Origin of the sequence: Bacillus sp. B1-WWTP-T-0.5-Post-4 (genome assembly GCF_009183795.1) — a bacterium.
Taxonomy (GTDB): Bacteria; Bacillota; Bacilli; order Bacillales; family Bacillaceae_G; genus Bacillus_A; species Bacillus_A cereus.
Map to the genome: position 1 here is coordinate 1 of NZ_WEIJ01000017.1, position 22,911 is coordinate 22,911.

Genomic DNA, 22,911 nt, shown 5'->3' on the forward strand with positions numbered 1-22,911 from the left:
ATACTACCAATCACTAATGTACTCATAACAAGAATTGAATAATATAGTATTAATACTTCTGCACCTACTACCTATTTTATTTATTGGATATTTATACTTCAAAAAATTACACATCATTCACAATTAGGATACATACCCAAAATATGATTTGAACATGTTATTATATTTTAAGATAATATAAAATCAGTTTTTCTATAAGAGAACTTAATTTTTATGTAGTACGAAACTGTTAGTAATACAGTATATACTAATTTAGTTATAAAAACATTTAAAGACCACCTATTTCCATAAGTGATCTTTCTTTGTGATTCTGCATTTGTGCACTACTGTAGAAATATATCGTAGATACGCTTTGTTTGCTAAATTTTTAGTTCTCTCCATTTACTAAAAAATATAGCTTAATACAATTAATATCATATTCGCTACATTGCAAACTATTATTTTGTCTTCTGTACAGGCAAACTACTAAAAATTAATTCAGCAACTTTTACATATCCTTTTGAGTTTGGATGAATTAAATCCTTAGACCAAAGCGTATTGTCATTAACTAAATGATGATTCCAAAAATCAACATGATGAAGCTTATACTCTCTGCTCAGTGAATGTATAACTTCATTTGCCTCTAATAATTGTTCTTTTATTACTTGTTTTTTTTCAGAAGCAAAAGGGAGCCTAACTGTAAAATCTGGAAGGTTTGCTATAATAATATCAGCCCCTGCTTTACTTAATGTATCTATCATAAATTCCATATCGTTCTTATATGCATCATGATTCCAACGTCCTTTTAAAACATCGTTTGCCCCTGCAATGAGACTAACCAAATCTGGATTAAAAGTTAACGCCTTTTCCAATTGCTGCAAGCGAATTTCTTCAGTTACTAACCCACGCTTTGCAAAATTGGCATATTCTATATCGTTTTCACACAGTTGAACAAAATGATCTACCCAGCTTTTTAATGCAATTCCCTCAACTTCATCCCCTATCCCCTCTGTAAAACTATCGCCAATTGCTACAAATCGCTTCCACATATGTATTCCCCCTTTATTATTAACCATATCTATACTATACAATAGCTCACACCGTAATTGTTATTTCTAAGTGGTTTTCGATTTCAATTATATTCCACTTTACTATATTTACATTCAGAATCGGTCATATTCATATATTTACTAAAGAAATAAAATCTATCTAGGAATTATACTTTTTTCAAAAAATTTGTTGTTCTTTGTTTCGCCCAGTTGATACATTTCTTTTCGATTAAATGATATGAAACTATAGAAAAAAGTAGTGTCATTGCAATGCACAAAGTAAGAAGAAAAAATTACACCCTGACATTCCAAGCTATCCACATAAGAATCTATAGTACTTTGAAATCTTTTGTTTCAAACTAATATTTAGTTGTATCCTATAAAATTAGCTTTTTACTATATCAATCGCACGATCCCACATACCACTAAAAAAAGATCCTGTTTTACGTATAAAACGTGTAAGCCAATTTGCTTGTTCCACATCAGATTTTGTTACAAGGTCTATTTGTAATGAATTACCTGATAAGAACCCAGGATCTGTATTATCTTTAGACGAGATAATCATTTTACTAATTGTTACACCTTTTTTAATAGGCGCTTCTTGTTCCGTATTCGATACTTTAAATTCTTTTTTATAAATGTCTTTGTTGCCCTTCGGCATTGGAAGCGAAACAGCTTGTTTCATTTGAACTACTACATCTTTTTCTTTTGCATTTGCTACTCGAACTGTTTCATGCCCTTTTACTACTGAATCTTTTCCATAGACATTCTTCACTTCAAAATTCGCAAATCCATAATCGTATAATTTCTTTGTTTCATCAAAACGTGCCGTATGAGATTTTGCTTTTATCACTACAGAAATTAGGCGCATACCATTTCTTTCTACTGTACCAGTGAAACAATCTCCCGCTTCTGGAGTCGTTCCTGTTTTCAAACCATCTACACCTTCATATTGCTTAATTAAACCTTTTAACATCCAGTTAAAGTTCGCCATATCAATTGGATATTTACCACCCTCTTGGAATGTTTTTTTAGGAATTTTTGCTGTATTTAATATTTGGGGAAAATCTTGAATAAGACGTTGTGCTAAAATTGCACAATCCCTTGCAGACATTTTATTTTTCTCGTCTAGAGTTGTCCCTTCTAGGTGATATCCTTTTAAATCTTGATTTGTTAAGCCGGTAGAGTTTACAAACTTATAGTCTTTCATACCAAACTCTTTTGACTTATCGTTCATCATTTTTACAAAATTGACCTCTTTACCAGCAATCTGTTCAACTAAAGCAATTGTTGCACCATTTGCAGAGTAAATTGCCATTGCCTCATATAACTCTTTTACCGTATAAGAGCCACCATTTTCTAATGGAACATTTGATAGTGAACGATCTTGCGAAATCTTATGTGCATATTCAGAGATTTTAACTTTTTGATCCCATTTAAGTTTTCCTTTATCCACCGCTTCATGAACTAAGTATTCGCTCATCATTTTTGTCATACTAGCAATTGCCAATGATTCATCTGCATTTTTTTCATATAAAATTTTTCCAGAATTTGCTTCTATTAAAATTGCTGATCCTGCTTCAACGTCTATAGCAGGATCTGTTTCCGCTGCTGCTTTTCCAATTGTAACGACCATGCTACAAAATATTGTAAGCACTGTTACTATTGCAATAACTCTATTGCAAAACATACCTTTCACTTCTGTTACCTCCAATTTCTTTGTACTCAAAAAAAGCGTTATTCTAACATAATCCCGCAAAAAATAGACAGTGTTCTCAAATTGTATATACATATAAAACGTTAGAATCGCTTTCATATAGACCACCTCATCCGACACTTTTATGTGCGCTAATACTTTGTATTCCTACACATATCCTTATTTTTAATCCCCTTATATTTTTCAAAATGATTCACACTTTCATATTTTTAGGATTACAGTTAATAGACAATCTAAATAATACATTTGTTCCACATTTACAAAAAATAAAAAACTACACCCTATACTGGATGTAGTTTTCCTAACTGATTTATTTATTTTTCACTTCATTTTTATAAAAAGCAAATAATGGTTCGATGGATGGACTAGACAACAGCGGAATTGCCTTCTCAATCAATTTCCTATCCCAATCAAACCAACGCATTTCCATTAACATGTTTATTTCTGTATCAGTGAATCGTTTCTTTATTTCCTTAGCAGGATTTCCACCAACTATTGTATACGGTGGAACATCTTTACTTACGACAGATCCTGCAGCAACAATTGCACCTTCACCAATAGTAACGCTAGGCATTATTATAGCATTCATTCCAATCCAAGCATCACTTTTAATGACTGTATCTCCCTTAGGTTCATATGATTGTTTAATTTGCTCAGCGAATGGATATACTGTAATCCATTCTGAGTGATGATTATGATTACCACCCATTAAAATGACTACCCCACTTGCAATGCAAACATAATTCCCAATAATGAGTTTGTCAAGGTGCCACCCCATCTGTTCAATTGGATTGAACAGTGCTTGGGACTTAGCATCTCCCCACAAATACCTTATACATCCATCTTCAAAATTTTGATGACTATAATAGCCTGAATAATAGGAGTACTCTCCTACTTCAATGAGTGGATTTGTTACTATATCTTTTATATACTTTGTTTCTGACCAATGATTAAATAATGGATACTTCATAACTTTATTCCTCGCTTCTAAGTATTATATATATTGCTATTTACTTAGAAGCTTACTACGACTGCTACATTTTTTAGCTTTCTCAAACGACGAATCATTATCTTCAAGCCTTTCTTTTATACTAGAAAAAGCATAACGCAATACATTACACTAGTCAAATTGTGTAATTTTGAACACATCTTAAACAGCGTAATACTGCAATAGGAACATGAAAACACTCTAACTTTGATACAAATAATATATTGATTACATTTAGTTCATATTTTGTAAAAAAATCTTAATTGCCATGACAAAGCAAACAATAACCACTATTGGTCGTATTAATGCCGTCCCTTTTGTAAGCACCATCTTCGCCCCAATATATGATCCTATTATTTGACCAAGCATCATAATCAATCCAATTGTCCAATCGATTTGGCCAAAAATAATAAAATACAACAAAGCAGCGAAATTACTTGTAAAGTTCAAAATCTTAGCATTTGCAGTCGCCCGTGTAGCACTATATCCACATAAAAGAATGAATGCTAAAGCAATTAAACTACCTGTTCCTGGGCCGAAGAAACCATCATAAAATCCTAGTAACGGAGCCACTGTTAACGCAAACAACAACATACTTATTTTTCTCGGTCGATCTTCGTTTGCTATATTTGGAGATAATAGAAAATAAATGCCAATAAAAACAAGTAAAAAAGGTAATATCATAATTAGATATTCTGCTCGTATCTGTAAAACAAGCCATCCACCGAAAACTGATCCAAAAAAGGTCATTAAGATGGACAAACGCATTTCTTTAAGATTAATTTCTTTCTTCTTAATAAAAAACACTGTTGCCATGAGAGTTCCGCTACTCCCTTGCAGTTTATTAGTTGCTATCGCTACAGAAGGAGACATACCTACTAATAACATTATCGGGATAGTTATCATACCACCGCCTCCAGCAATCGTATCTATCCATCCTGCTAATACAGCTACTAAAAATAGTAGTATAAGTAATTCAATAGTAAAATCCATACAAAGAATATGGGAAGGCTTGAGCTATTATACCCCAAACCTCCCCATCTTCCCTCCTCTCTTTAAACTAGTTAATTAAATCTTTAAAGTAACTTTCTTTCTGATCACGTAATCGGCTGGAAACGTATTGCCTGCAAACAATTCTTCTTCCGTATTTATTATTTCCAATCGGGATTTTATATTCTTCCTCAGATAACCTTTCTCTACCATGAGTTACATTTGTTTGTTTACCATAGTATGAATTTGGTATAAGTAATAAATCTTCAGATGTAAGTGGAACCTTATAAGTAGGCGTTGTTCGTAAGAGTTCTAAAAACATGTCAAATTTCAATTTTTCTTCTTCACTTTCTCCCACATAAATCAATCTATTTTCTGCTCCATTTAAACAAGTTGCAATAATATCGCCATTATCATCCAAAAATATAATTTGGTTTATTTCCCCTACAAATCCAGATATTTCACCATCAGCCATTCCTGCGATATGAGCAATAGGCATTTTACTTATCGCCAATATGTCATCTTTACTGAAGTGATTTTCTTCAAGATGCTTTTGAAGTAATTTTGGCGTTCCAATATGAGTTTGAGTTTTTAAATTTAACACTCCTTTTAATAAAAGAGCATCAACTCTAGTAAATTTGCCACAAGTAATTTCAGACACTATTCGTTCCACGGATTTATTAAGTCTATTTGATACAATTTCTAAATTTGTATTGAATGTATTCAATCTCGCTTCAATATCTGACTGGTCTTTCATATCTGTATACACTGTGGCATCGTTATGTTGATAAAAGTTCCCGCCACCGGTGCTTGCACCGACATTTCGCAAAACTTCATCGTTGTTTAAAGGTGAAATGAGATGAAATCTATTTTTCCCTGCATGTTCGGATGGGTGAATTAAAGCATCATAATTAAAAAGTGTGGCAAAAAGCCATGTGACCCATTCTGCATAAAAATATTTTTTCATTCTATCGTGTTCGTCTTCACCATAATTAAAACCTCTGCGATTTTCCCCAGGTAATAATGTTTCCATAGGATCACATGGAGTATTTTTAATAAGAGTAGGTGGTACGTTCCCGCCACAATTCGCTATTTTTATCACATGTAGTAGGTTTTTCATATCTGAATTCGGATTTTTCTTTGAATAGTCAATCAAACAATTAAGCCACTCTTTTGAAAAATATGCTGCTATTTCTTGATCACAAGTATAAGGATTATGAGTTTTTAATTCATTTTCTATCAGATTCTTCATTTTATCCTTCAATAGATTCGGAATAGTAATTTCTTCAATTTCTGTAATCTGCAGTATTCCTTTATTCATTATAAAACCTCCGTTGTTTTATTTTTCACACCCTATCTTCTATTAAACAAACTATCCACTTCTTTTTTACTCCTTTACTTTTCGTCAGAGCTATTAGAATTACCGATTTACAAATAAAAAACATGGAGTATAAGAGAGTTCTTCTTAGTTACATTTCCCCCACAAACCTCTATTGAATTGACAAATTTAATTTAAAAATCTGATTCATTTTCATACTTTACTTTCAAATTATGTTTATATGATTTTCAATTCAAGTAAGAGTATTTCATTTTCTAAAGTTTTCCTAATTTTAAAATCAGAATTTTCAATACAAATATGTTAACACTAAAAATATAACACGAAACCAAAAAATGTAAATGAATAGTTTTTTTATAAAAAATAGTCAGACTATTTACAAGGTAATCCGTATTCCATTGAACCAACTACGGCCCCTCAATTTTATTGATAACAATAAAAAAGCCCTCTAAATGATAGAGGACTTTTTCCAAGTATATTCTATTTTAAAGTTCTTACTTACCTTTTACTTTAAAAGATATTGCTGTAACTTCTTTATTAACAGTTCCCTCCCGTTTGGACTTACAATAATCTTCCCATTCGCTAACGAAATATTACTGTCTGAAATATCTCCTGTAAGTGCACAAGATCTTGGAGATTGATATTTTCGTAAAATAATTTGGTCCTCTTCTATAAACATTTCAAGAGAATCTTTTTCTACAATTCCTAAACTCCGTCTTATTTCCATTGGAATAACAATACGCCCCATACTATCTGCTTTACGAGTAATTCCTCTTGATTTCATAAAATGCCACCCTTTATATTTATCTAATATTACGGTATTTATTTTAGCAATAAACAACAATTAGGAATAGTTCGTATTACAGTACTTTTTTAGAAATAAATAACAATTAGGAATAGTTTATGTTAGAATTCTTTCTTGTTTATTCTTGATTTTTAATATATTTTTCCTTGATTATTTTTATATATTGTTTTCTTTCAGTTAGTTCAAATATAAATAATGCTTTTTTTATGTCTCTTAAACCAACTTCATTAGAGTGCTGAACTTTCAATAAAATTGCACCTTTTTCAAAAAACAATTCACCTAATAAGTATAAAGTATTCATATTTATGGCTAATTTTATACCTATTTCACTATACTTTATTGCTTCTTCATATTGATTTGCAAGGTGTAAACATTTTGTTAACGTATGAATGAGTCTTAATTTGATTTCTTTTTCTCTAGGAAATTCTATCTTATTAAAATTAATTAAACTTTGTTTTAATATATTTATACTTTTCTCATACTCTTTATTTTCTGCATGTATTATAGCAATTGAATTCATTATGCTTATTTCTTTTTCTGATAAAAAGTTAGTACTACTTAAGGTTTGTTTTAATGCTCTATTTAAAATGTCAAAAGCATTACTTGTTGCTCCATTTACATAATATATAGCAATCGCTTCATGCCATAATAAAAATTGTTTATCCTCTTTCGATTGGAAATTATTATCATTTTTCTCTTTTTTCACTATTTCATAAAGCTCATTATATTGTTTTTGTTTTACACAATCTCTCATTACACATTTTACATTTTCAATATATTTTATTTTTTTATTTTTGGTTAGTGCGAATATATAATTTGGATCAAGACCAAGTCTTTCAGATAATTGATACAACAATATGCTAGATGGATAAATAATACCTTTTTCTATCTTACTAATTTGACTTTGTGAACATATTCCATGACATAATTCAGATTGTGACATGTTTTTTTTCTTTCTAAGTTCTTTAATAATAATACCAAGATTGTAGAATTCCATCTTTCCTCCCTCAAATGTAACACTTTATGAGTATAAGAATATTTTCCAACTTTTAATGTAATGTAAAATTGATATAGTTACAATTACTAATTATATGGATTTATAGTTTTTTTTACAAACTTGTATCACAATACGAGAAATTATTAAAATATGGTTCACTAATAATCAATGTGCGTTTTATTCACCCCCACTGATTATTAGTCCACCCCAGGCAGGCTTTTACAGGGAGTCCGACTTCTTTGCCACATCTAAATTTTGAGGTCGGAGTCTTACTACCCGCAAATAGCCGGATTAAAATAAATATGATTTTTCACCTTTATTTCTTTTAATAGTTTCTTTTGATTTTTATATAAATAATTTCGAAGGAGCGTATTTTATGAAAAGAATGTTGACCGAAAGAGAGTTAGAAGTGGCTATTTATGTAGCAAAAGGATACACAGATGCAGAAATTTCAAAAAAAATATATGTTACCCCTCGAAGAATTTCAACGATAATTAATCATATTAAAGAAAAATGGCATATTAATTCTAGAGTGGAATTAGGTATTTTAGTTTATCATTATGGTTTTATAGATGCACCCTTATTTTCAAATAAAAAAATTCAGCTATGTAAAAAGGTTGTACAATAGATAGCTGAATATAACGAGTTTAAATTGCAAATAAAAATAGAAGAGCAGACAAACTTTTATTATTTGGTTTACTCCATCACTTTTTAAATTTCAGACATTAATATAAAAAGGTTAGAGAATTAACTTCTCTAACCTTTTTATATACACTATTAGGTTTCAAACAGTAAAGATGCCCTAATGCTACCATTGATCCTGTTCCCTATTCAACCTTGTATAAACAAAAAAATCAGATATTACCACTATTCAAAACCAGTTACAATTCTCTCTTTCATTTTCTGTATTACTTCACTGCTCAATACTTTTTGACCAGCAGGAAGTTTTAATATGGCAGCGGCACCTTTACTAAGGTATATTTCTTGATCATTATTTTGATTTACTACCAATATTCCTTGCCCTTCAAATTCGAAATAACTAATATCTTTTGTTTCATTTGTATTATTTTTTATTGCTTTATATAATCCATATAAATCTTTACTTCTATTTTCTCCGCCCGTTCGAATCGGTTCAGTATCATTCGCAACAATTAGTCCTTCTGGCTGCTCACCCTTCATAATAAACCACAGCTTTTCATTTGTTGGTAATAGTAAATTCTTAAATTCAGAGCTATTTAAAATTTGCTGTGCTGGAATTGTTGCATAGATTGGTAACGAAAATGGAGATGTTGTTATTTTTTCAAAACTTAAATTTTCAGAAAAACTCCCCTTACTATATTGATAATCTTTTAATGCGATCGATTGTACTGATTCACTTTTATTTTTTGATGCATAACTAATTTTACTAGCGAAAATAATAACGGTCATTAAGCACATGCACAATATCACAAGCTTAAGTAGTTTTCCCATTTATGAACCCCCGCTTTTAATATTATTAGTTTGCATGGATATTATAAACAGTTTCACTCCACCAAAAATTATTATTGTTATGGAACGTACTGAAATTATGATTATAATGATCACCATACCAAGGGTCCATGTACGTTATATAATCTGTTCCATTTGTCCCTTTATAAAACCCATCAAGTACTAGAAAGTGTCCGATGTTAGCTCCATTTTGCCACATAATGAGTGCAATCATCGGCTGATTACTATTAATTTGACTTTTGAACCAATCATAAGATTTTGCTCCAGAACTTATAGCTGAGCTAACACCATATCCTGATAATCCATATTGTATTTCACGTGAAGTTGCAGGATTATTATATGATCCACCCTTAACATACCTAACGTACTGATCTTGTGAAGGAGTTTTTCCAAAATAATTTAAAACTGAAACCGAAGTGCCTGCCCAACACCAATTTGACCTTTCTTGTAATATGTTAGGTACAGATAATTTACGATCTATTGATGTATTTGGAGGATTTCCATTAATATACGCTGACGTTACATATACTTTTTTTCCATCTTTAAAATAATAAAACCAACGATTATCTAAATTTCCTGTCCAATAATCTTTAACCGTTTCACCATACTCCCATCCTTTAAAAGATACTTTTGTATTTCCGGGAATCACATCTACAATATTTGCATTTAAACTTTTTGCCTCTCTAACATTTACATTCAATGGAGCTGTTGTTCCTGAAAATTCAACTTCTTCTGCTATTATTTTCTGAACACCAATAAAACTAAATGTGAAAAACAATAAAAACATACAAACAATAAAATGCTTTCTTTCCTTCATTTCTCCACCCCTTCATCAGTACTAAAAAACATCAACAATTCATCCTTATTAATTGTTCAAGCTTAATATTACATACTAACGAAAAATGACTTCTCATAAAGTGAAACTTTAATCAGTAGTGGTTTTATTCATCCCCCACTGATTATTAGTTAAACCAATCGGACTGCCCGGCAAATTGCGGGATAAATTCCAATACAAAAAAGGAGCCTATAAATTTTTATAGACTCCTTTTTATTTCGTCGTTATTACTTAGCTAATTCTTTTGTACCCTTCATTACATCAATGAAGAATCCCCAGTTATTCACTACAGAAGAGATACTGATATGTTCATCTGGAGTGTGGACGTTAAAAATGTCTGGTCCGAATGAAATTGCATCTAATTCAGGCATTTTTTGAACGAATGCGCTACACTCAATCCCCGCATGCACAGCGAAGATTTCAATTTCTTTATTGTATTTTTCTTGATGTACTTTTTCAAATAAATTACGAATTTGTGAGTTTGGATTGTATGGCCATTCTGGATACTCTGACTCTATTTCAAATGTAGCACCAACTAATTCAGCAATATATTTGATTTCTTCTGCAACATGTTGTTTTAAACTACTTACAGAACTTCGCACTTCGTTACGTAATTTAATTTCATCTTGCAACGTTTCAATAACGCCTAAATTTGTTGAGCTTTCTACAAGACCTTTAATATCCATGCTCATGCTTTGAATGCCATTTGGAATTAAGAATAATGATGAAATAAGCTGCTTTTGTGTCTCTTTAGCAAATACTTTTTCAACTGTTTCATCCAATTTTGTCAGTGTAACATGAACATCTGGATCAACAGCACGCATTTCTTCTTGTAATACACGTGTCCATGATTCTAATTTTTCTTCTACTTTTCCTACATCTTCTGTACGAATTAAAATTGTAGCTACACTTTCACGCGGAATTGCATTCGTTTTTAAACCGCCGTGAACTTCACTTATGTTAAACTCCATATGTGCTGATAAATCACGTAATACTCGTCCTAATACTTTGTTCGCATTACCGCGTTGTTTATCAATTTCCATACCAGAATGTCCGCCTTTTAGACCACCAACATATAGACGGTATGCATCCATATTCGCTGGTGTTTCATCCCAAATTACGGGAATTGTTTCAACAGCTTTCGCACCACCTGCACTACTTACAAGTAATTTATGATCTTCTTCAGAATCAATATTTATAAATATCTTTCCTTCAAAATGATTTGGATCAATAGCAAAAGCCCCACCCATTGTCGTTTCTTCTTCAGTAGTGATAACGACTTCAAGTGCTGGATGCGGAATTTCTTTTGAATCTAATAAAGCTAATGCATACGCAACTGCAATACCATTATCAGCACCTAGAGTTGTTTGATTTGCATATAACATGTCCCCAATGATTCGTAATTCAATTGGATCTTTTTCAAAATCATGTACTGTTGCTTGATTTTTTTCGCAAACCATATCCATATGACCTTGAATAATAATAGCTGGTACATTTTCATAACCAGCTGTTGCTTCTTTTTTAATAATGACATTTAATGCTTCATCTTGAATGACTTCTAAGTTACGCTCTTTTGCAAAGCCCACTAAATAATCACTAATTTCCTTTTCATTACCTGATCCTCTAGGAATCTTTGAAATTTCTGCAAAATGATAAAATACAGGGTGCTCTGTTAATTGTTCTAAAGTAGAATACATGTTCAAGCTCCTCTCAAAATGAAAAAATAGTATGTAAGTCTTTTATCATTATACCATGATTCATTATTTTACCTTTCTTTTAACTTTTATTGTTTATTTTACATACAACAATATTACAATATTGTAAGAGCGTTGTAATCTATATCGATTTTTCTCATTTAATAATAGCCGTATACTTTTTAAAGAAGCACATTAAAGGAGATAAAGAAAATGAAAAAGTTTTTAGCAATTATTACACTATGTTTATTACTTTCTAGTTTTACTATTGGCTGTGAGAGAGCGTCACTAAATAGAATTAGTAAAGATGTATATTACGTGCAGATAAAAGGCGAAGGAACTATTGAAAAGGTAGATGATAGAAACTTACGAAACTATACGCTGCCCGCATTTAATGAAGATGGCGTCAAAAAACAAATTACATTTAGAAGTACAAAAAAAGAAAACAATCATAAATTAAATGAAGACGCGTTTTTACGCCTTTATGTAGATCAAGATGATAATAGCAAAAAATGAAATACCATCAATTGAAGTAAAGTCCTATGAAGAGATTCAGAAAACAGATTTACCTAAAAAAGTAAAAGATAAGTTTACTATTAAATAAAAAAACAAAAGAAAATGCTCTATGCATTTTCTTTTGTTCTTTTCACCTGTATATATTTTGAACTACTATTATTCATCAGTTTCTCTAACCGATTTATATTCTCCGTTAATGCACCTTTCACAAGAGAGAAATCTGTATTTGATTCTTCTTTTTTTTCTTTAAAAAACGAAGACTTTTGTACATTGACTTCAGCCATCTCCTCTCCCCCTTTTCAAAAAGATACAACCTTTTATTTATATTATATAGCAAATGTAGAAAGAGTGTACACTTATGATTTTCTTTTTAATTCTTCTTCTAATTCTTCTACTTGCTGCAACGTATCCCCTTTTATTAAAGAGAAATCTGTTGTATCTTCATTATCTTCTTTAAAAAAATCATTGTCATAATCTTTTACCACTACAATCACCTCTACATGCTAGTGTAGGAATGATTGTCCAATTTTATTCAACTTTGTCGGATTTTGTTTTTAATTTATGTATAGAAGAAAAGGACAGAAAAAGATTCTGTCCTTATTTACTAAAATAACTATGATGTATTGTTAAATTATATACATTTTCAAAATCCCGATCTTGCAGGTTATTTTTCTTTCCATCAATAACAATGAAAACATCACTTACTATTTTTGCTGGTATAATCCCGACATTTTCTACTTGCACCGCTTTCTGCTCATTCAATTGCTCGATATGTTCTAACGGAACGATAATACTAAATTGCGAGCGAATACCACGAAAGTTTGTATTTAATTCCTTCGCGGCTTCAAAAACAACAATTTTCGCGCCAATCTTTTCCCCATATGAATCTAAAAATGCATTTAAGCTCTTTGTATATTCCTCTTCCGTATGCCATTCCATCGTACCGAATACTGCTGGATTAACATTTTGAATAATTGTCGTGTATATTTCCCCTCTCGCTTTAGATGCAATTAATGATCGTTTTATTGATTGAACTGTCTTGCCAATATCGCTAAATTTCGCACCCCATATTTCTGAAATATTAGGCGTTAAAATGAACGCAATATCAACAAAAATAACCATTGCAGTAAACATTAAAAGATTTTTCCAGAGGGTTAAATCAATTCCTTTTATCATGAAATACACGGTGACAGATATGATAAACAAACCATACCAAGTCTTTCTAATACGTTGCTTTTTCTCCTCGTACAACTCCTCATTTTTCCAATAAAAGAAAACAAGGACTACAAAGACAATCGCTAAAACAAATAAGCCAATTCGAATGTTAGAGATCATTAATCACATCACCCTCCATTCAAAAACTACTCACGATATCATTACATGCGCAAGCTGCTCTCTTTATGACAAAAGACGTGGACAAGCTTCTAAAATTAGCTACATCGCATATATATTAGAAAGTACCACGTCTTTTATCCTGTTATTTGTGGGAAATAAGACCCCCACTGATTAAAATTTCACTTTACCATGAGTCTATATTGTATATGTAGACAAGCATTCATTTCAAATTTTCGTATTAAAAAGAAATATGTTTCGGAATTTCCCCTTCAGGTACTTCTCCATCCATACTTAAATAATAATGACGAATCGGACGTAAGTTTTCGTCTAATTCATAAACAAGCGGAATGCTAGTGGGAATATTTAATGAAACTACACCATCACTTGAAAGGTTGTCTAAATATTTTACTAGCGAGCGAATTGTGTTACCGTGTGATGAAATAATTACTTTATTACCACTTTTTAATGTCGGCGCAATTTCTGAATGCCAATAAGCAAGTACTCTCTTCTCCGTATCCTCTAAACATTCAGTTAATGGAAATTCACCTTTTTTGAGTGTTTTATATCTTGGATCGGTCGCTTCATATCGAGGATCGTCTTCAGTAAGAGCCGGTGGTCTTACATCAACACTTCTTCTCCAAATATGAACTTGCTCCTCACCATATTTTTGTGCAGTTTCATCTTTATTCAGCCCTTGCAATGCACCATAATGTCTTTCATTTAGCTTCCAAGATTTATGTATTGGAACCCAAGTAAGATCCATCTCATGAAGTACAATCCATAACGTCCGAATTGCGCGTTTTAATACTGATGTATAAGCCACATCAAAAGTATATCCGTTTTTCTTTAATATTGCTCCTGCTTCTCTCGCTTCACTTAATCCATTCTCTGATAGATCAACATCTGTCCATCCAGTAAAGCGATTTTCAAGATTCCATAAGCTTTGTCCGTGACGAATAAGTACAAGTTTTATCATTATAATTCCCCTTTCGGAAATGTGAATTTTATTGTTCCATTGCGTACACGTATAAAGTATCTAGTAATGTATCTTTTTATCCATTCACTCTATGACCAAATCATAGTTGCCAAATGTATGGATAAAATTTGTTCTTTTTCAAACGATAAAAACAGAAGTTTTTTCATTATTTTTGATCGACTGGTATTTCACGTTTCGATATCCAAGCATCAAAACCTGATCGGCTATTTGCCATTTCATTCATAACTTGGTGCCAATTGTCCTCACATGATTCACCAAATTTTGAAAAAATAGCACCCATTTGTTGTCTTTGTACATCACTCAGTTTTTTCTCTAAATCTGCACCTTTTTCTGTTAAAGACAACTGTTTTACACGTCGATCATGCATAGCTTCATTACTCTCAATTAAGCCCTTTTCCACAAGTTGACGTAGCGGTCCGTGGAGAGCTTGTTTACTTATTTCTAATAGTGATAGTAACTCATTTACACTTATCCCTGGAAAACGTGCAATAAAAAATAAAATTCGATGATGTACTCGTTGAATGCCATATTCTTTTATAATTTCATCTGGCTTTTCAGTAAATGTTTTATATGCAAAATAAAATAATGCTAATGCCTCATTCATCTGTTCTTCTTTATGTTGTGTCATCTACTTTCCCCCTGTATGTAAATTATACCACAATCTAGTAATGAATATTTTAATCAACGCATTAGAACTTATTTAGTCTATTGAAACATTCATTGCATAATTAGGAGATGATTCATTTGAAAAAACAATATACTATAAGTGCATATTTATTGGATAGACTACACGAATTAGGAATTGAACATATATTTGGCGTTCCTGGTGATTATAATCTTGCCTTTTTAGATGATGTAGTAGCACATGAAAATTTAAAGTGGATTGGAAATTGTAATGAATTAAATGCTGCATATGCAGCAGATGGGTACGCTCGCATAAAAGGAATCGCTGCTCTTATTACTACTTTCGGTGTTGGAGAATTAAGTGCTATTAACGGTATTGCTGGCTCATATGCGGAAAACGTGCCAGTTATAAAAATTACGGGTACGCCACCAACAAAAGTAATGGAAAATGGAGCAATCGTCCATCATACGTTAGGAGATGGAAAGTTCGATCATTTTTCCAATATGTATCGAGAAATCACTATAGCACAAACAAATGTAACACCTGAGCATGCTGCTGAGGAAATTGACCGTGTTTTACGTGCATGTTGGAATGAAAAACGCCCTGTTCATATTAATTTGCCGATTGATGTGTATAATAAACCAATTAATAAACCGACAGAACCTATTATAAATAAACCTATTTTAAGTAATAAAGAAGCATTAAATAAAATGCTTCTACATGCCATTTCAAAAATAAATAGTGCCAAAAAACCTGTTATTTTAGCTGATTTTGAAGTAGATCGATTTCACGCTAAAGAAAATTTACATCAATTCGTAGAAAAAACTGGGTTTCCCATCGCGACGTTCAGTATGGGAAAAGGAATATTCCCAGAAAAACACCCTCAATTTATAGGGGTTTATACTGGTGATGTAAGTTCTCCGTACTTGCGAAAAAGAATTGATGAATCTGATTGTATTATTAGTATTGGTGTGAAGTTAACTGATACTATTACAGGCGGCTTCACACAAGGTTTTACAAAAGAACAAGTTATAGAAATCCATCCCTACACTGTGAAAATTATAGATAAAAAATACGGTCCAGTTGTAATGCAGGATGTTTTACAACATTTAAGTGATTCAATTGAGCATCGTAATAAAGATACCCTTGACGTTAAGCCATTTATTTTAGAATCATCACCTTTTACTGAAGAGTTCATTCCAAAAGCACAAATGGTCACACAAAAACGTTTTTGGCAGCAAATGTACCATTTCTTACAAGAAAACGACGTCTTAATTGTAGAGCAAGGAACACCTTTCTTTGGTAGTGCTGCTATCCCTCTACCTAATAACACTGCATATGTAGGACAACCGTTATGGGGATCTATCGGCTACACACTGCCTGCTCTACTTGGTACACAGCTCGCCAATTTATCACGGCGCAACATTTTAATTATTGGTGACGGTTCTTTCCAAGTAACTGCCCAAGAGTTATCAACTGTACTACGTCATAATTTAAAACCGATTATATTTTTAATCAATAACAACGGATACACTGTTGAACGTGCCATTCACGGCCAAAGCCAACCTTATAATGATATACAAATGTGGGATTACAATAAACTATCAATGGTATTTGGGTCAGAAGAAAAAAGTCTAACATTTAAAGTAGAAAATGAAGCAGAATTAGCAGAAGTCTTAACAAATATAACTTTTAATAAGAATCAACTTATCTTTATTGAAGTTATAATGAGCCAAAGCGATCAACCTGAATTGTTAGCTAAACTCGGGAAAAGATTTGGTCAGCAAAATTCTTAATATAAAAGCATAACCTAATTATACAATTGGTAGTGTAAAACTTGTTTTGAGAATAGTTTCGACACTCAAAATACATAAGGAAAAGGATGGAAAGCACCATCCTTTTCTATTTTAAGAGCATTCTTCGACTAACGCCCCGTATGACAAGCAAAAATTCTTAATCCATCTTTAACTTTATAGCTTTTGTCGCAATAAATGTTTTAATATGCTTATCTAATATCCTTGTTCCACCAAAATCATCCTCATAAAAACCTGTTATAGCAAAACCAGCTTCAATTTGGCCTTGGATTTGGTCTTCTAAAGTATGCGCATATTCTATTGTTTGATTTGAATCGATGTAATCTTGAACTTCATCCTCTGGTAAATAATCCAATGTTGATGAAGGAATTGAATGTTTAACATCCAGAATACCTTTTTGTTCTTGGTTATCATCAAAGATCCATAGTAACGGATTTGTAAATCCAGCAATAAGAATACCTTTATTCTTTAAAACCCTAGAAACTTCATTCCATACAAGATGAACATCTTTTACAAACAAATAAGCTACGCTTTTTCTTTTTTATTCAGCAAGAGTTAACTGCCAAGATACACCATACTTATCATTTAACCAGCCAAACTTTTTACTAAACGGATAAGAACCTAAAGGCATAAGAATCGCTCCATCCTGCGCTAGTTTATGAAAGACCGTTTCAATTTCTTCTTCTGTCTCACAAGTTACATAAAGAGACATAGCTGGAGTGAATGTAAAATTATGATTTACATAACTATCAATACACATAAACTCTTGGCCATTTAACGTAAAAGTTGCATGAATTACAGTTCCCTCTTTACCAGGTCCATTTTCATCGTAGCGAGAAATACTTACAATTTCCGATTGATCAAATAGCGACGTATAAAAATTCATTGCTTCCTCAGCTTTGCCTTCAAACATTAAAAACGTAGTAATTTTTTGATTTGTGTTACTCATATGGAGACAGCCCCTTGTTATATATTTATGTAAAACATAAGTCGGCCAAAAACCGAACGTATATTCCTATAAGTGTATTGTCTATAAAAACGATGAGTTTGTCAATTATCTACTTTATTATTTCTTCTTAAATAATGCTGTCCAAAGAAATGATTCTCCAAACATTTCTTTCGGTCGTTTCATTTGTTTCATCCTTCTAATCTCAATTACCTCAAATTCTTTAAATATCTCTCTTAACTTTTCTTCCGAGTATGCAAGACCACCTTGTAGACTCCATCCTCTATATACATCCCAATCTGTTATTTCCGATCCATTTCGCTCATCTAAATCGCCTGCCGCAAAACATGTTAATCCGAAATAACCACCCGATTTTAATGAGTTTTTAATTAAATCCACATAATTTATTCTTCTATGCGGTGGAATGTGATGCAAACAGCCCGAATCGTATACAAAACCAAATTCGTTTTGAACCTCTAAATTAAAAATTGAATCACAAATAAAATGAATTGCTACCCCTTTTGCCAATGCCCTTTCTTTAGCCCAATTAATGCCTTCTACAGATAAATCCACTGCTGTTACATCAAATCCTTGAGTCGCTAAATAAATGGCATTTCTACCTGGACCACATCCAAGTTCTAATACCTTCCCTTTTGAAACTCTCTCTTTTTGTATATACGAAACTAGATTCTCATCTGGAACATTTTCAAAAAACGGAACATCCTTTTCTCTATTCTCATAAAACTCATTCCAAAATGGTTCTGCAGGTCTTAATAATGAATCAAGCATTTTTAAAATGTCTTCTTGTGTGTGTAACGTTTCAGTTTTCATTAATACCCCTCCATGAATTAATAGTCAGAAAATTATTATATATCTTTTTGAACTTTCAAACAAAGAAAAAACTCCTACATTCAATAGGAGTTTTTTCTTTAAAATCCAAGTACATCTTGCCATTTTAGCAATTTCTCTTCCCGTACTTTCAAATAATCATGTTCCTATTTTCCCATCCGTATTTCACTAACAATTTCTCAGTCTGCCAAAAAAAGAACTCTTTCTGTTTTCACTGCTACCTTTACATCATGAGTCACTTAAGAAGATTACTTTGCTGAAAAATAAAGCCGATTTCGTTAAGGCGTATTTTTGCTAACACCTCTTCTTTCATACATGATATTTCATACAACCATACTTTTCTAATAAAATAACGCTTTTGTTAAAATTCCACTTCAAACTTATTCATTTATGGTATACTCTGTATTATTTATTTTTTCAAGAAAGGCTAAAGTAATGAGAAAATACTTTGGTTTCATTTCAATTTTGTTAACTATTATCGTATTTTTCAATCTTTATAGTGATAGTAATTTAATTTATTTAATATTTGTATCACTAGTTTTAATTATTTTTGCTCCAAAAGGTATAGGAAGGAATTTTGCTATTATAGTTTTTATACTTGTAAGTATTTTCTACCCCTTCTTTTCCATTATTATTGCTACTATCATCGGGGCTATGTTTGGGGCTAGCTGAAATACATTTATAACAATTCCATTTACCCCAAATAAAAATTTTATTACATAATCATTTTGATTCATTTTCTCGATGGGATAATCTGCATAATTCACTTTTTAAGAAGGGATAACACAATGAGAGAATACTTTGGTTTCATTTCAATGTTTTTAACTGGATTCTTATTTTTCAATCTATATTTTGCCGGTCCTTTTTTAATTTTGATACCTATCTCAATCGTTTTAGCTATTTTTGCTCCGAAAGGTATAGCTAAAACGTTCGCTTTTGTTGGTTTAATAATTTTTAGCATTTTCTTCGCCTGCATATATATCTTCATTTATTTTATTTAATACTTATTTTAGACAATCCCTTTCTCTAAAATAAGTATTTTGTTAAAAACTTATATGGATATATTTTTCGTTATATAATTAAATGATTAATATATTAGGAGTATTAGTAATGTTAAAAACAATAATGATTTTGTTATACATCTGTTTCGGAATAAATGCAGTTTTTAGATTAATAAAGGAATTTCGAAAGCCACAGAAAAAACAGTTCTTGATTTTAGTTGATTCTCTAATTTTGATAGGGGCTATATTTTTAATGGATAGTTTCTTTATCTAAATTACATAAAAAGAACCCCCAGCAAGCGAAAGTTAACTGCTTTTTAATTACAATAACTATTTTGTTTAAATTTACCTTAATTCATATCAAGGTTTCTTAACATTCGCATTAATAACTGTATAATATAATTAAACTGTTTGTATGAGGGAGAATTATTATGAACTGGCAACAAAAATATAATCCAAATTCAGAATTAGTTTTATATATACTCTGTTTTAATGCATTCTGAGCATTCTGAGCATTCTGAGCAATTTGTTGCATTAATTCAAAATTAGTTTTATATGTACTCTGTTTTAATGCATTCTGATTACGCTGAGCAATTTGTTGCATTAATTCAGAATTAGTTTTATATGTACTCTGAATGGTTTTGTTCAGTTTATCTACAGATTGATTAAATGCAAGTATATCTTGCAAAGGATTCGTTATATTTTGTTGTAGTTCCTTAAACCCAAACTTATTATTTTTCAACTCTTCTAGCACCCTTTTCTTTTTAATTTCAAGTTCTCTTTTTCTATATTCCTCTTCCATTTATGACACTCCCTTCCATATTTAATATTCTATCATTAAAATAAAACAAGGTAGACACCCTCTCTGTGCAAGTTACCCATATCTTATATTGTGTGTAACTGAACCCTTTGTTTAATCCCTTGGTATCATTGATTTCATTTCACTTTCTCTTTTGAGTTACACAGTACGAAAATTATGAGTAACCGTATTGAGATACCACTAATATTTTGAAAAACAAGCTAAGACAAAAATAAAATAAGCTGCCCATGTGGACAGCTTATTTACATAATTCTCGTTATTGGAAGTTGATTAATATCAGTTCATTTGTTTTTCGAAAGGAGTTATTTTGTTCGTTCAAAGATAATATCAAAGTAATTTGCGTACCCCATAGTTGGTGGCGCAAATAGTTGATTTTATAGGGGGAAAACCTGTAACTAAAGCCTAATATAAGTGTTTTTGTTTAAATTTTGCTTAATTCTCACCGATAATTAACTTAAAATTTAGAAATCGTTATATAATGAATTTAATTTAAAATTAGGAGTGATTAAATTGCCAGATATGATAAACCTCGTTCTTTTCATCATTATAGCGAGGTGTTAAAACTTCTAATAGAAAGCATATTCGATTAAGAAAGAAGGGGTAGTTATGAAAACTAGTGAAGAAACGCATTTGCAAAGGTTTAAACGTAAGAGTAAATCCCCGAAAGAGTGGTTAAAGAAAGTATACGAATTTTTTATTAATGAACACGTATGGGATGCTATCTTTAAAGTGTTCCTTAAACTAGTATGGGCAGTAAAAGGTATGGGGAAAAGCTTGAAACGGGTAATAGAAAACATATTCAATTAAATTCTATTCTTTCATACTTTCCTCTTATAGGAAGGAAATATCAATCACTGAGCATTAATATTTTTTAACTGAGTAACAGTTCCAAAAATGATTTTTAATAGAAAAAAGGGTTACAGATTCGATTGTAACCCTTTTTCCAAATCTTTTTTGTTTTATACGGCTCCTATAATGATTATAGGACTGAAGTATGATTCGAAATAGCGTTGATTATATGATTCCAATCGTCACAGTGAATCTCGTGACCCGACCCTTCTAGGGTTAGTAACAAAGCATGGGGAATTTCATCAACAAGAGCAAGACCGTGCTCGTATGGAAGCACTATATCCTCTGTACCATGGATAACCAAAGTAGGTATATTGATTCCTTTTAACTTCCCTTCATAAGAATCATCACCTTTAAGAAGGGAGTGATTAAACATACTGAGTAGGTTATTTGCTCGTTTTATTTCTTTTTCTACCTGCTTATAAACCCTCTTCTCATCGAATTTATGATTTGAACCACAGAGTAAAGCTGATCCTGCAACCAAGTAATTTGCAACAGATTCTTCATCTGACCAATTTAGTTTGGCCGCATTAGCATGGTAAGCGAGTATCTTCTCATCGATCGGAGGTAAATTCCTGTTGTTGTCTTCAGAACCAAAAATACCTGATGCAATCAAAGTTATACTTAGAACTCTCTGAGGGTTCCTTAAGGCTACAATTTGAGCAATCATTCCACCCAATGACATTCCAACAATATGTGCTTCGTCAATATGATATGCATCGAGTACTCCAATCGCATCATCAGCCATATCTACCACAGTATAGTGGGAACTCCCCGGTTTATAAGTAGTTGACCGTCCGACATCTCTATTATCATAACGAATAACATATCGGCCGGTATCAGCTAATTGTTGACAAAATTCCTCATCCCAATAAACCATTGAACACATGGCTCCCATAATCAGTAAGACTGCTGGATCTGCTGAATCGCCAAAGCTCTCTGTACATATATCAATTTCATTAATTTTAATAATCTTTTCAGTCATGATTAACTCCTCATTTCATTCGTATTTAGTTAATAAAAAAGACACAATCAAATAAACCCACATATTTTTTTAAAAAAATAGTTAGGCATAACGAATTGTGTTTAAAATTAACGTAAACGAATGAACTTGATAATCATGTTAAACACTCTCCTATAAAAAGGGAATAAGGGTAAAACCCTTATTTTGATTATAACATAGCTCTATCAGTATTAATATAGGTTCACTTTTTCTTATTTTATAATTTTAAAAATAATTCCTATTGTATGAATCTGCACTCTTAGTTGAAGAAAAGACGA

The 22,911-nt window shown here is 31.6% G+C and carries 23 protein-coding genes and 4 pseudogenes; 4 read left to right on the plus strand and 23 right to left on the minus strand.

Annotated features, from left to right (window positions below; all coding sequences use genetic code 11):
- Positions 1–437: 437 nt before the first annotated feature.
- The 8 genes and pseudogenes from GBN91_RS26885 to GBN91_RS26920 form a co-directional block, all read right to left on the minus strand.
- Positions 438–1,028, minus strand: a complete 591-nt coding sequence (locus GBN91_RS26885) for an SGNH/GDSL hydrolase family protein (RefSeq protein WP_000265875.1) — start codon at positions 1,026–1,028, stop codon at positions 438–440.
- Positions 1,029–1,195: 167 nt separating this feature from the next.
- Positions 1,196–1,321 (minus strand): annotated as a pseudogene (locus GBN91_RS26890) (acyltransferase family protein); the annotation flags it as partial.
- Between the two features lie 92 nt (positions 1,322–1,413).
- Positions 1,414–2,727: a D-alanyl-D-alanine carboxypeptidase family protein gene (locus GBN91_RS26895; protein WP_277997986.1), complete on the minus strand. Its 1,314-nt coding sequence runs from the start codon at positions 2,725–2,727 to the stop codon at positions 1,414–1,416.
- Between the two features lie 328 nt (positions 2,728–3,055).
- On the minus strand, positions 3,056–3,715 hold the full coding sequence (locus GBN91_RS26900) for a CatB-related O-acetyltransferase (protein ID WP_033692636.1): 660 nt from the start codon (positions 3,713–3,715) through the stop codon (positions 3,056–3,058).
- 252 nt (positions 3,716–3,967) lie between these two features.
- Positions 3,968–4,726: a TSUP family transporter gene (locus GBN91_RS26905; RefSeq protein WP_000347986.1), complete on the minus strand. Its 759-nt coding sequence runs from the start codon at positions 4,724–4,726 to the stop codon at positions 3,968–3,970.
- A 67-nt stretch (positions 4,727–4,793) separates the two neighbouring features.
- On the minus strand, positions 4,794–6,044 hold the full coding sequence (locus tag GBN91_RS26910; protein ID WP_006924032.1) for a hypothetical protein: 1,251 nt from the start codon (positions 6,042–6,044) through the stop codon (positions 4,794–4,796).
- Between the two features lie 520 nt (positions 6,045–6,564).
- Complete coding sequence (locus GBN91_RS26915; protein ID WP_152122710.1) at positions 6,565–6,843, minus strand: AbrB/MazE/SpoVT family DNA-binding domain-containing protein; 279 nt, start codon at positions 6,841–6,843, stop codon at positions 6,565–6,567.
- 139 nt (positions 6,844–6,982) lie between these two features.
- A complete protein-coding gene (locus GBN91_RS26920) occupies positions 6,983–7,861 on the minus strand; it encodes a helix-turn-helix domain-containing protein (protein ID WP_006924030.1) in 879 nt (292 codons plus the stop codon).
- 376 nt (positions 7,862–8,237) lie between these two features.
- Between GBN91_RS26920 and GBN91_RS26925 the strand changes: the two genes are divergently transcribed.
- Complete coding sequence (locus GBN91_RS26925; RefSeq protein WP_000827560.1) at positions 8,238–8,489, plus strand: response regulator transcription factor; 252 nt, start codon at positions 8,238–8,240, stop codon at positions 8,487–8,489.
- Positions 8,490–8,728: 239 nt separating this feature from the next.
- Here the strand turns inward: GBN91_RS26925 and GBN91_RS26930 are convergent, their stop codons facing one another.
- The 3 genes from GBN91_RS26930 to pepD form a co-directional block, all read right to left on the minus strand.
- The gene (locus GBN91_RS26930; protein WP_033692635.1) at positions 8,729–9,331 is read right to left on the minus strand and encodes a hypothetical protein; all 603 of its coding nucleotides are present in this window, start codon (positions 9,329–9,331) and stop codon (positions 8,729–8,731) included.
- Between the two features lie 25 nt (positions 9,332–9,356).
- A complete protein-coding gene (locus GBN91_RS26935; RefSeq protein ID WP_000664545.1) occupies positions 9,357–10,166 on the minus strand; it encodes a papain-like cysteine protease family protein in 810 nt (269 codons plus the stop codon).
- A 245-nt stretch (positions 10,167–10,411) separates the two neighbouring features.
- Positions 10,412–11,881 carry a beta-Ala-His dipeptidase gene (pepD, locus tag GBN91_RS26940; RefSeq protein WP_006924028.1) on the minus strand — a complete coding sequence of 490 codons (1,470 nt, stop codon included), beginning with the start codon at positions 11,879–11,881 and terminating at the stop codon, positions 10,412–10,414.
- 210 nt (positions 11,882–12,091) lie between these two features.
- Between pepD and GBN91_RS26945 the strand changes: the two are divergent.
- A pseudogene (locus GBN91_RS26945) lies at positions 12,092–12,482 on the plus strand (YxeA family protein).
- A 19-nt stretch (positions 12,483–12,501) separates the two neighbouring features.
- Here GBN91_RS26945 and spoIISB read toward each other — a convergent pair.
- The 5 genes from spoIISB to GBN91_RS26970 form a co-directional block, all read right to left on the minus strand.
- Positions 12,502–12,678 (minus strand): stage II sporulation protein SB, encoded by a 177-nt coding sequence (spoIISB, locus tag GBN91_RS26950; protein ID WP_000852629.1) that lies wholly within the window; start codon positions 12,676–12,678, stop codon positions 12,502–12,504.
- 72 nt (positions 12,679–12,750) lie between these two features.
- On the minus strand, positions 12,751–12,879 hold the full coding sequence (locus tag GBN91_RS26955; RefSeq protein ID WP_000237818.1) for a hypothetical protein: 129 nt from the start codon (positions 12,877–12,879) through the stop codon (positions 12,751–12,753).
- Positions 12,880–12,991: 112 nt separating this feature from the next.
- Positions 12,992–13,729 (minus strand): type II toxin-antitoxin system SpoIISA family toxin, encoded by a 738-nt coding sequence (locus GBN91_RS26960; protein ID WP_000624977.1) that lies wholly within the window; start codon positions 13,727–13,729, stop codon positions 12,992–12,994.
- 238 nt (positions 13,730–13,967) lie between these two features.
- The gene (gene gpmA / locus GBN91_RS26965) at positions 13,968–14,705 is read right to left on the minus strand and encodes a 2,3-diphosphoglycerate-dependent phosphoglycerate mutase (protein WP_000594152.1); all 738 of its coding nucleotides are present in this window, start codon (positions 14,703–14,705) and stop codon (positions 13,968–13,970) included.
- 166 nt (positions 14,706–14,871) lie between these two features.
- Positions 14,872–15,354 (minus strand): MarR family winged helix-turn-helix transcriptional regulator, encoded by a 483-nt coding sequence (locus GBN91_RS26970; RefSeq protein ID WP_000191886.1) that lies wholly within the window; start codon positions 15,352–15,354, stop codon positions 14,872–14,874.
- Between the two features lie 107 nt (positions 15,355–15,461).
- Here GBN91_RS26970 and GBN91_RS26975 point away from each other — a divergent pair, with 107 nt between their 5' ends.
- Entirely contained in the window at positions 15,462–17,147 is a 1,686-nt protein-coding gene (locus tag GBN91_RS26975; RefSeq protein ID WP_061684617.1) for an alpha-keto acid decarboxylase family protein, read from the plus strand.
- Positions 17,148–17,304: 157 nt separating this feature from the next.
- On the opposite strand, the pseudogene GBN91_RS26980 reads toward GBN91_RS26975, so the two are convergent.
- The 6 genes and pseudogenes from GBN91_RS26980 to GBN91_RS27005 form a co-directional block, all read right to left on the minus strand.
- Positions 17,305–17,694: pseudogene (locus GBN91_RS26980) on the minus strand (SAM-dependent methyltransferase); the annotation flags it as partial.
- A gap of 12 nt (positions 17,695–17,706) precedes the next feature.
- Entirely contained in the window at positions 17,707–18,114 is a 408-nt protein-coding gene (locus GBN91_RS26985; protein WP_000072495.1) for a VOC family protein, read from the minus strand.
- Positions 18,115–18,231: 117 nt separating this feature from the next.
- A complete protein-coding gene (locus GBN91_RS26990) occupies positions 18,232–18,942 on the minus strand; it encodes a class I SAM-dependent methyltransferase (RefSeq protein WP_006924016.1) in 711 nt (236 codons plus the stop codon).
- Between the two features lie 98 nt (positions 18,943–19,040).
- Positions 19,041–19,199, minus strand: a pseudogene (locus GBN91_RS29795) (ABC transporter ATP-binding protein); the annotation flags it as partial.
- A gap of 524 nt (positions 19,200–19,723) precedes the next feature.
- A complete protein-coding gene (locus tag GBN91_RS27000) occupies positions 19,724–19,936 on the minus strand; it encodes a hypothetical protein (RefSeq protein WP_006924012.1) in 213 nt (70 codons plus the stop codon).
- 407 nt (positions 19,937–20,343) lie between these two features.
- Positions 20,344–20,763, minus strand: coding sequence for a hypothetical protein (locus tag GBN91_RS27005; protein ID WP_152122714.1), 420 nt, complete (start codon positions 20,761–20,763; stop codon positions 20,344–20,346).
- Between the two features lie 624 nt (positions 20,764–21,387).
- Here GBN91_RS27005 and GBN91_RS27010 point away from each other — a divergent pair.
- Positions 21,388–21,588 carry a hypothetical protein gene (locus GBN91_RS27010; protein ID WP_152122716.1) on the plus strand — a complete coding sequence of 67 codons (201 nt, stop codon included), beginning with the start codon at positions 21,388–21,390 and terminating at the stop codon, positions 21,586–21,588.
- 172 nt (positions 21,589–21,760) lie between these two features.
- Here GBN91_RS27010 and mle read toward each other — a convergent pair whose 3' ends face one another.
- A complete protein-coding gene (mle, locus tag GBN91_RS27015; RefSeq protein ID WP_049107805.1) occupies positions 21,761–22,615 on the minus strand; it encodes an alpha/beta fold macrolide esterase in 855 nt (284 codons plus the stop codon).
- Between the last annotated feature and the right edge of the window lie 296 nt (positions 22,616–22,911).

Bases quoted from the DNA above. Each gene is read 5' to 3' on its own strand.
- GBN91_RS26885 (WP_000265875.1), bottom strand. From the start codon at position 1,028: ATGTGGAAGCGATTTGTAGCAATTGGCGATAGTTTTACAGAGGGGATA.
- GBN91_RS26900 (WP_033692636.1), bottom strand. From the start codon at position 3,715: ATGAAGTATCCATTATTTAATCATTGGTCAGAAACAAAGTATATAAAA.
- GBN91_RS26905 (WP_000347986.1), bottom strand. From the start codon at position 4,726: ATGGATTTTACTATTGAATTACTTATACTACTATTTTTAGTAGCTGTA.
- GBN91_RS26910 (WP_006924032.1), bottom strand. From the start codon at position 6,044: ATGAATAAAGGAATACTGCAGATTACAGAAATTGAAGAAATTACTATT.
- GBN91_RS26915 (WP_152122710.1), bottom strand. From the start codon at position 6,843: ATGAAATCAAGAGGAATTACTCGTAAAGCAGATAGTATGGGGCGTATT.
- GBN91_RS26920 (WP_006924030.1), bottom strand. From the start codon at position 7,861: ATGGAATTCTACAATCTTGGTATTATTATTAAAGAACTTAGAAAGAAA.
- GBN91_RS26925 (WP_000827560.1), top strand. From the start codon at position 8,238: ATGAAAAGAATGTTGACCGAAAGAGAGTTAGAAGTGGCTATTTATGTA.
- GBN91_RS26930 (WP_033692635.1), bottom strand. From the start codon at position 9,331: ATGGGAAAACTACTTAAGCTTGTGATATTGTGCATGTGCTTAATGACC.
- GBN91_RS26935 (WP_000664545.1), bottom strand. From the start codon at position 10,166: ATGAAGGAAAGAAAGCATTTTATTGTTTGTATGTTTTTATTGTTTTTC.
- pepD (WP_006924028.1), bottom strand. From the start codon at position 11,881: ATGTATTCTACTTTAGAACAATTAACAGAGCACCCTGTATTTTATCAT.
- spoIISB (WP_000852629.1), bottom strand. From the start codon at position 12,678: ATGGCTGAAGTCAATGTACAAAAGTCTTCGTTTTTTAAAGAAAAAAAA.
- GBN91_RS26960 (WP_000624977.1), bottom strand. From the start codon at position 13,729: ATGATCTCTAACATTCGAATTGGCTTATTTGTTTTAGCGATTGTCTTT.
- gpmA (WP_000594152.1), bottom strand. From the start codon at position 14,705: ATGATAAAACTTGTACTTATTCGTCACGGACAAAGCTTATGGAATCTT.
- GBN91_RS26970 (WP_000191886.1), bottom strand. From the start codon at position 15,354: ATGACACAACATAAAGAAGAACAGATGAATGAGGCATTAGCATTATTT.
- GBN91_RS26975 (WP_061684617.1), top strand. From the start codon at position 15,462: ATGATTCATTTGAAAAAACAATATACTATAAGTGCATATTTATTGGAT.
- GBN91_RS26985 (WP_000072495.1), bottom strand. From the start codon at position 18,114: ATGAGTAACACAAATCAAAAAATTACTACGTTTTTAATGTTTGAAGGC.
- GBN91_RS26990 (WP_006924016.1), bottom strand. From the start codon at position 18,942: ATGAAAACTGAAACGTTACACACACAAGAAGACATTTTAAAAATGCTT.
- GBN91_RS27000 (WP_006924012.1), bottom strand. From the start codon at position 19,936: ATGCAGGCGAAGAAAATGCTAAAAATTATTAAACCAACAAAAGCGAAC.
- GBN91_RS27005 (WP_152122714.1), bottom strand. From the start codon at position 20,763: ATGGAAGAGGAATATAGAAAAAGAGAACTTGAAATTAAAAAGAAAAGG.
- GBN91_RS27010 (WP_152122716.1), top strand. From the start codon at position 21,388: ATGAAAACTAGTGAAGAAACGCATTTGCAAAGGTTTAAACGTAAGAGT.
- mle (WP_049107805.1), bottom strand. From the start codon at position 22,615: ATGACTGAAAAGATTATTAAAATTAATGAAATTGATATATGTACAGAG.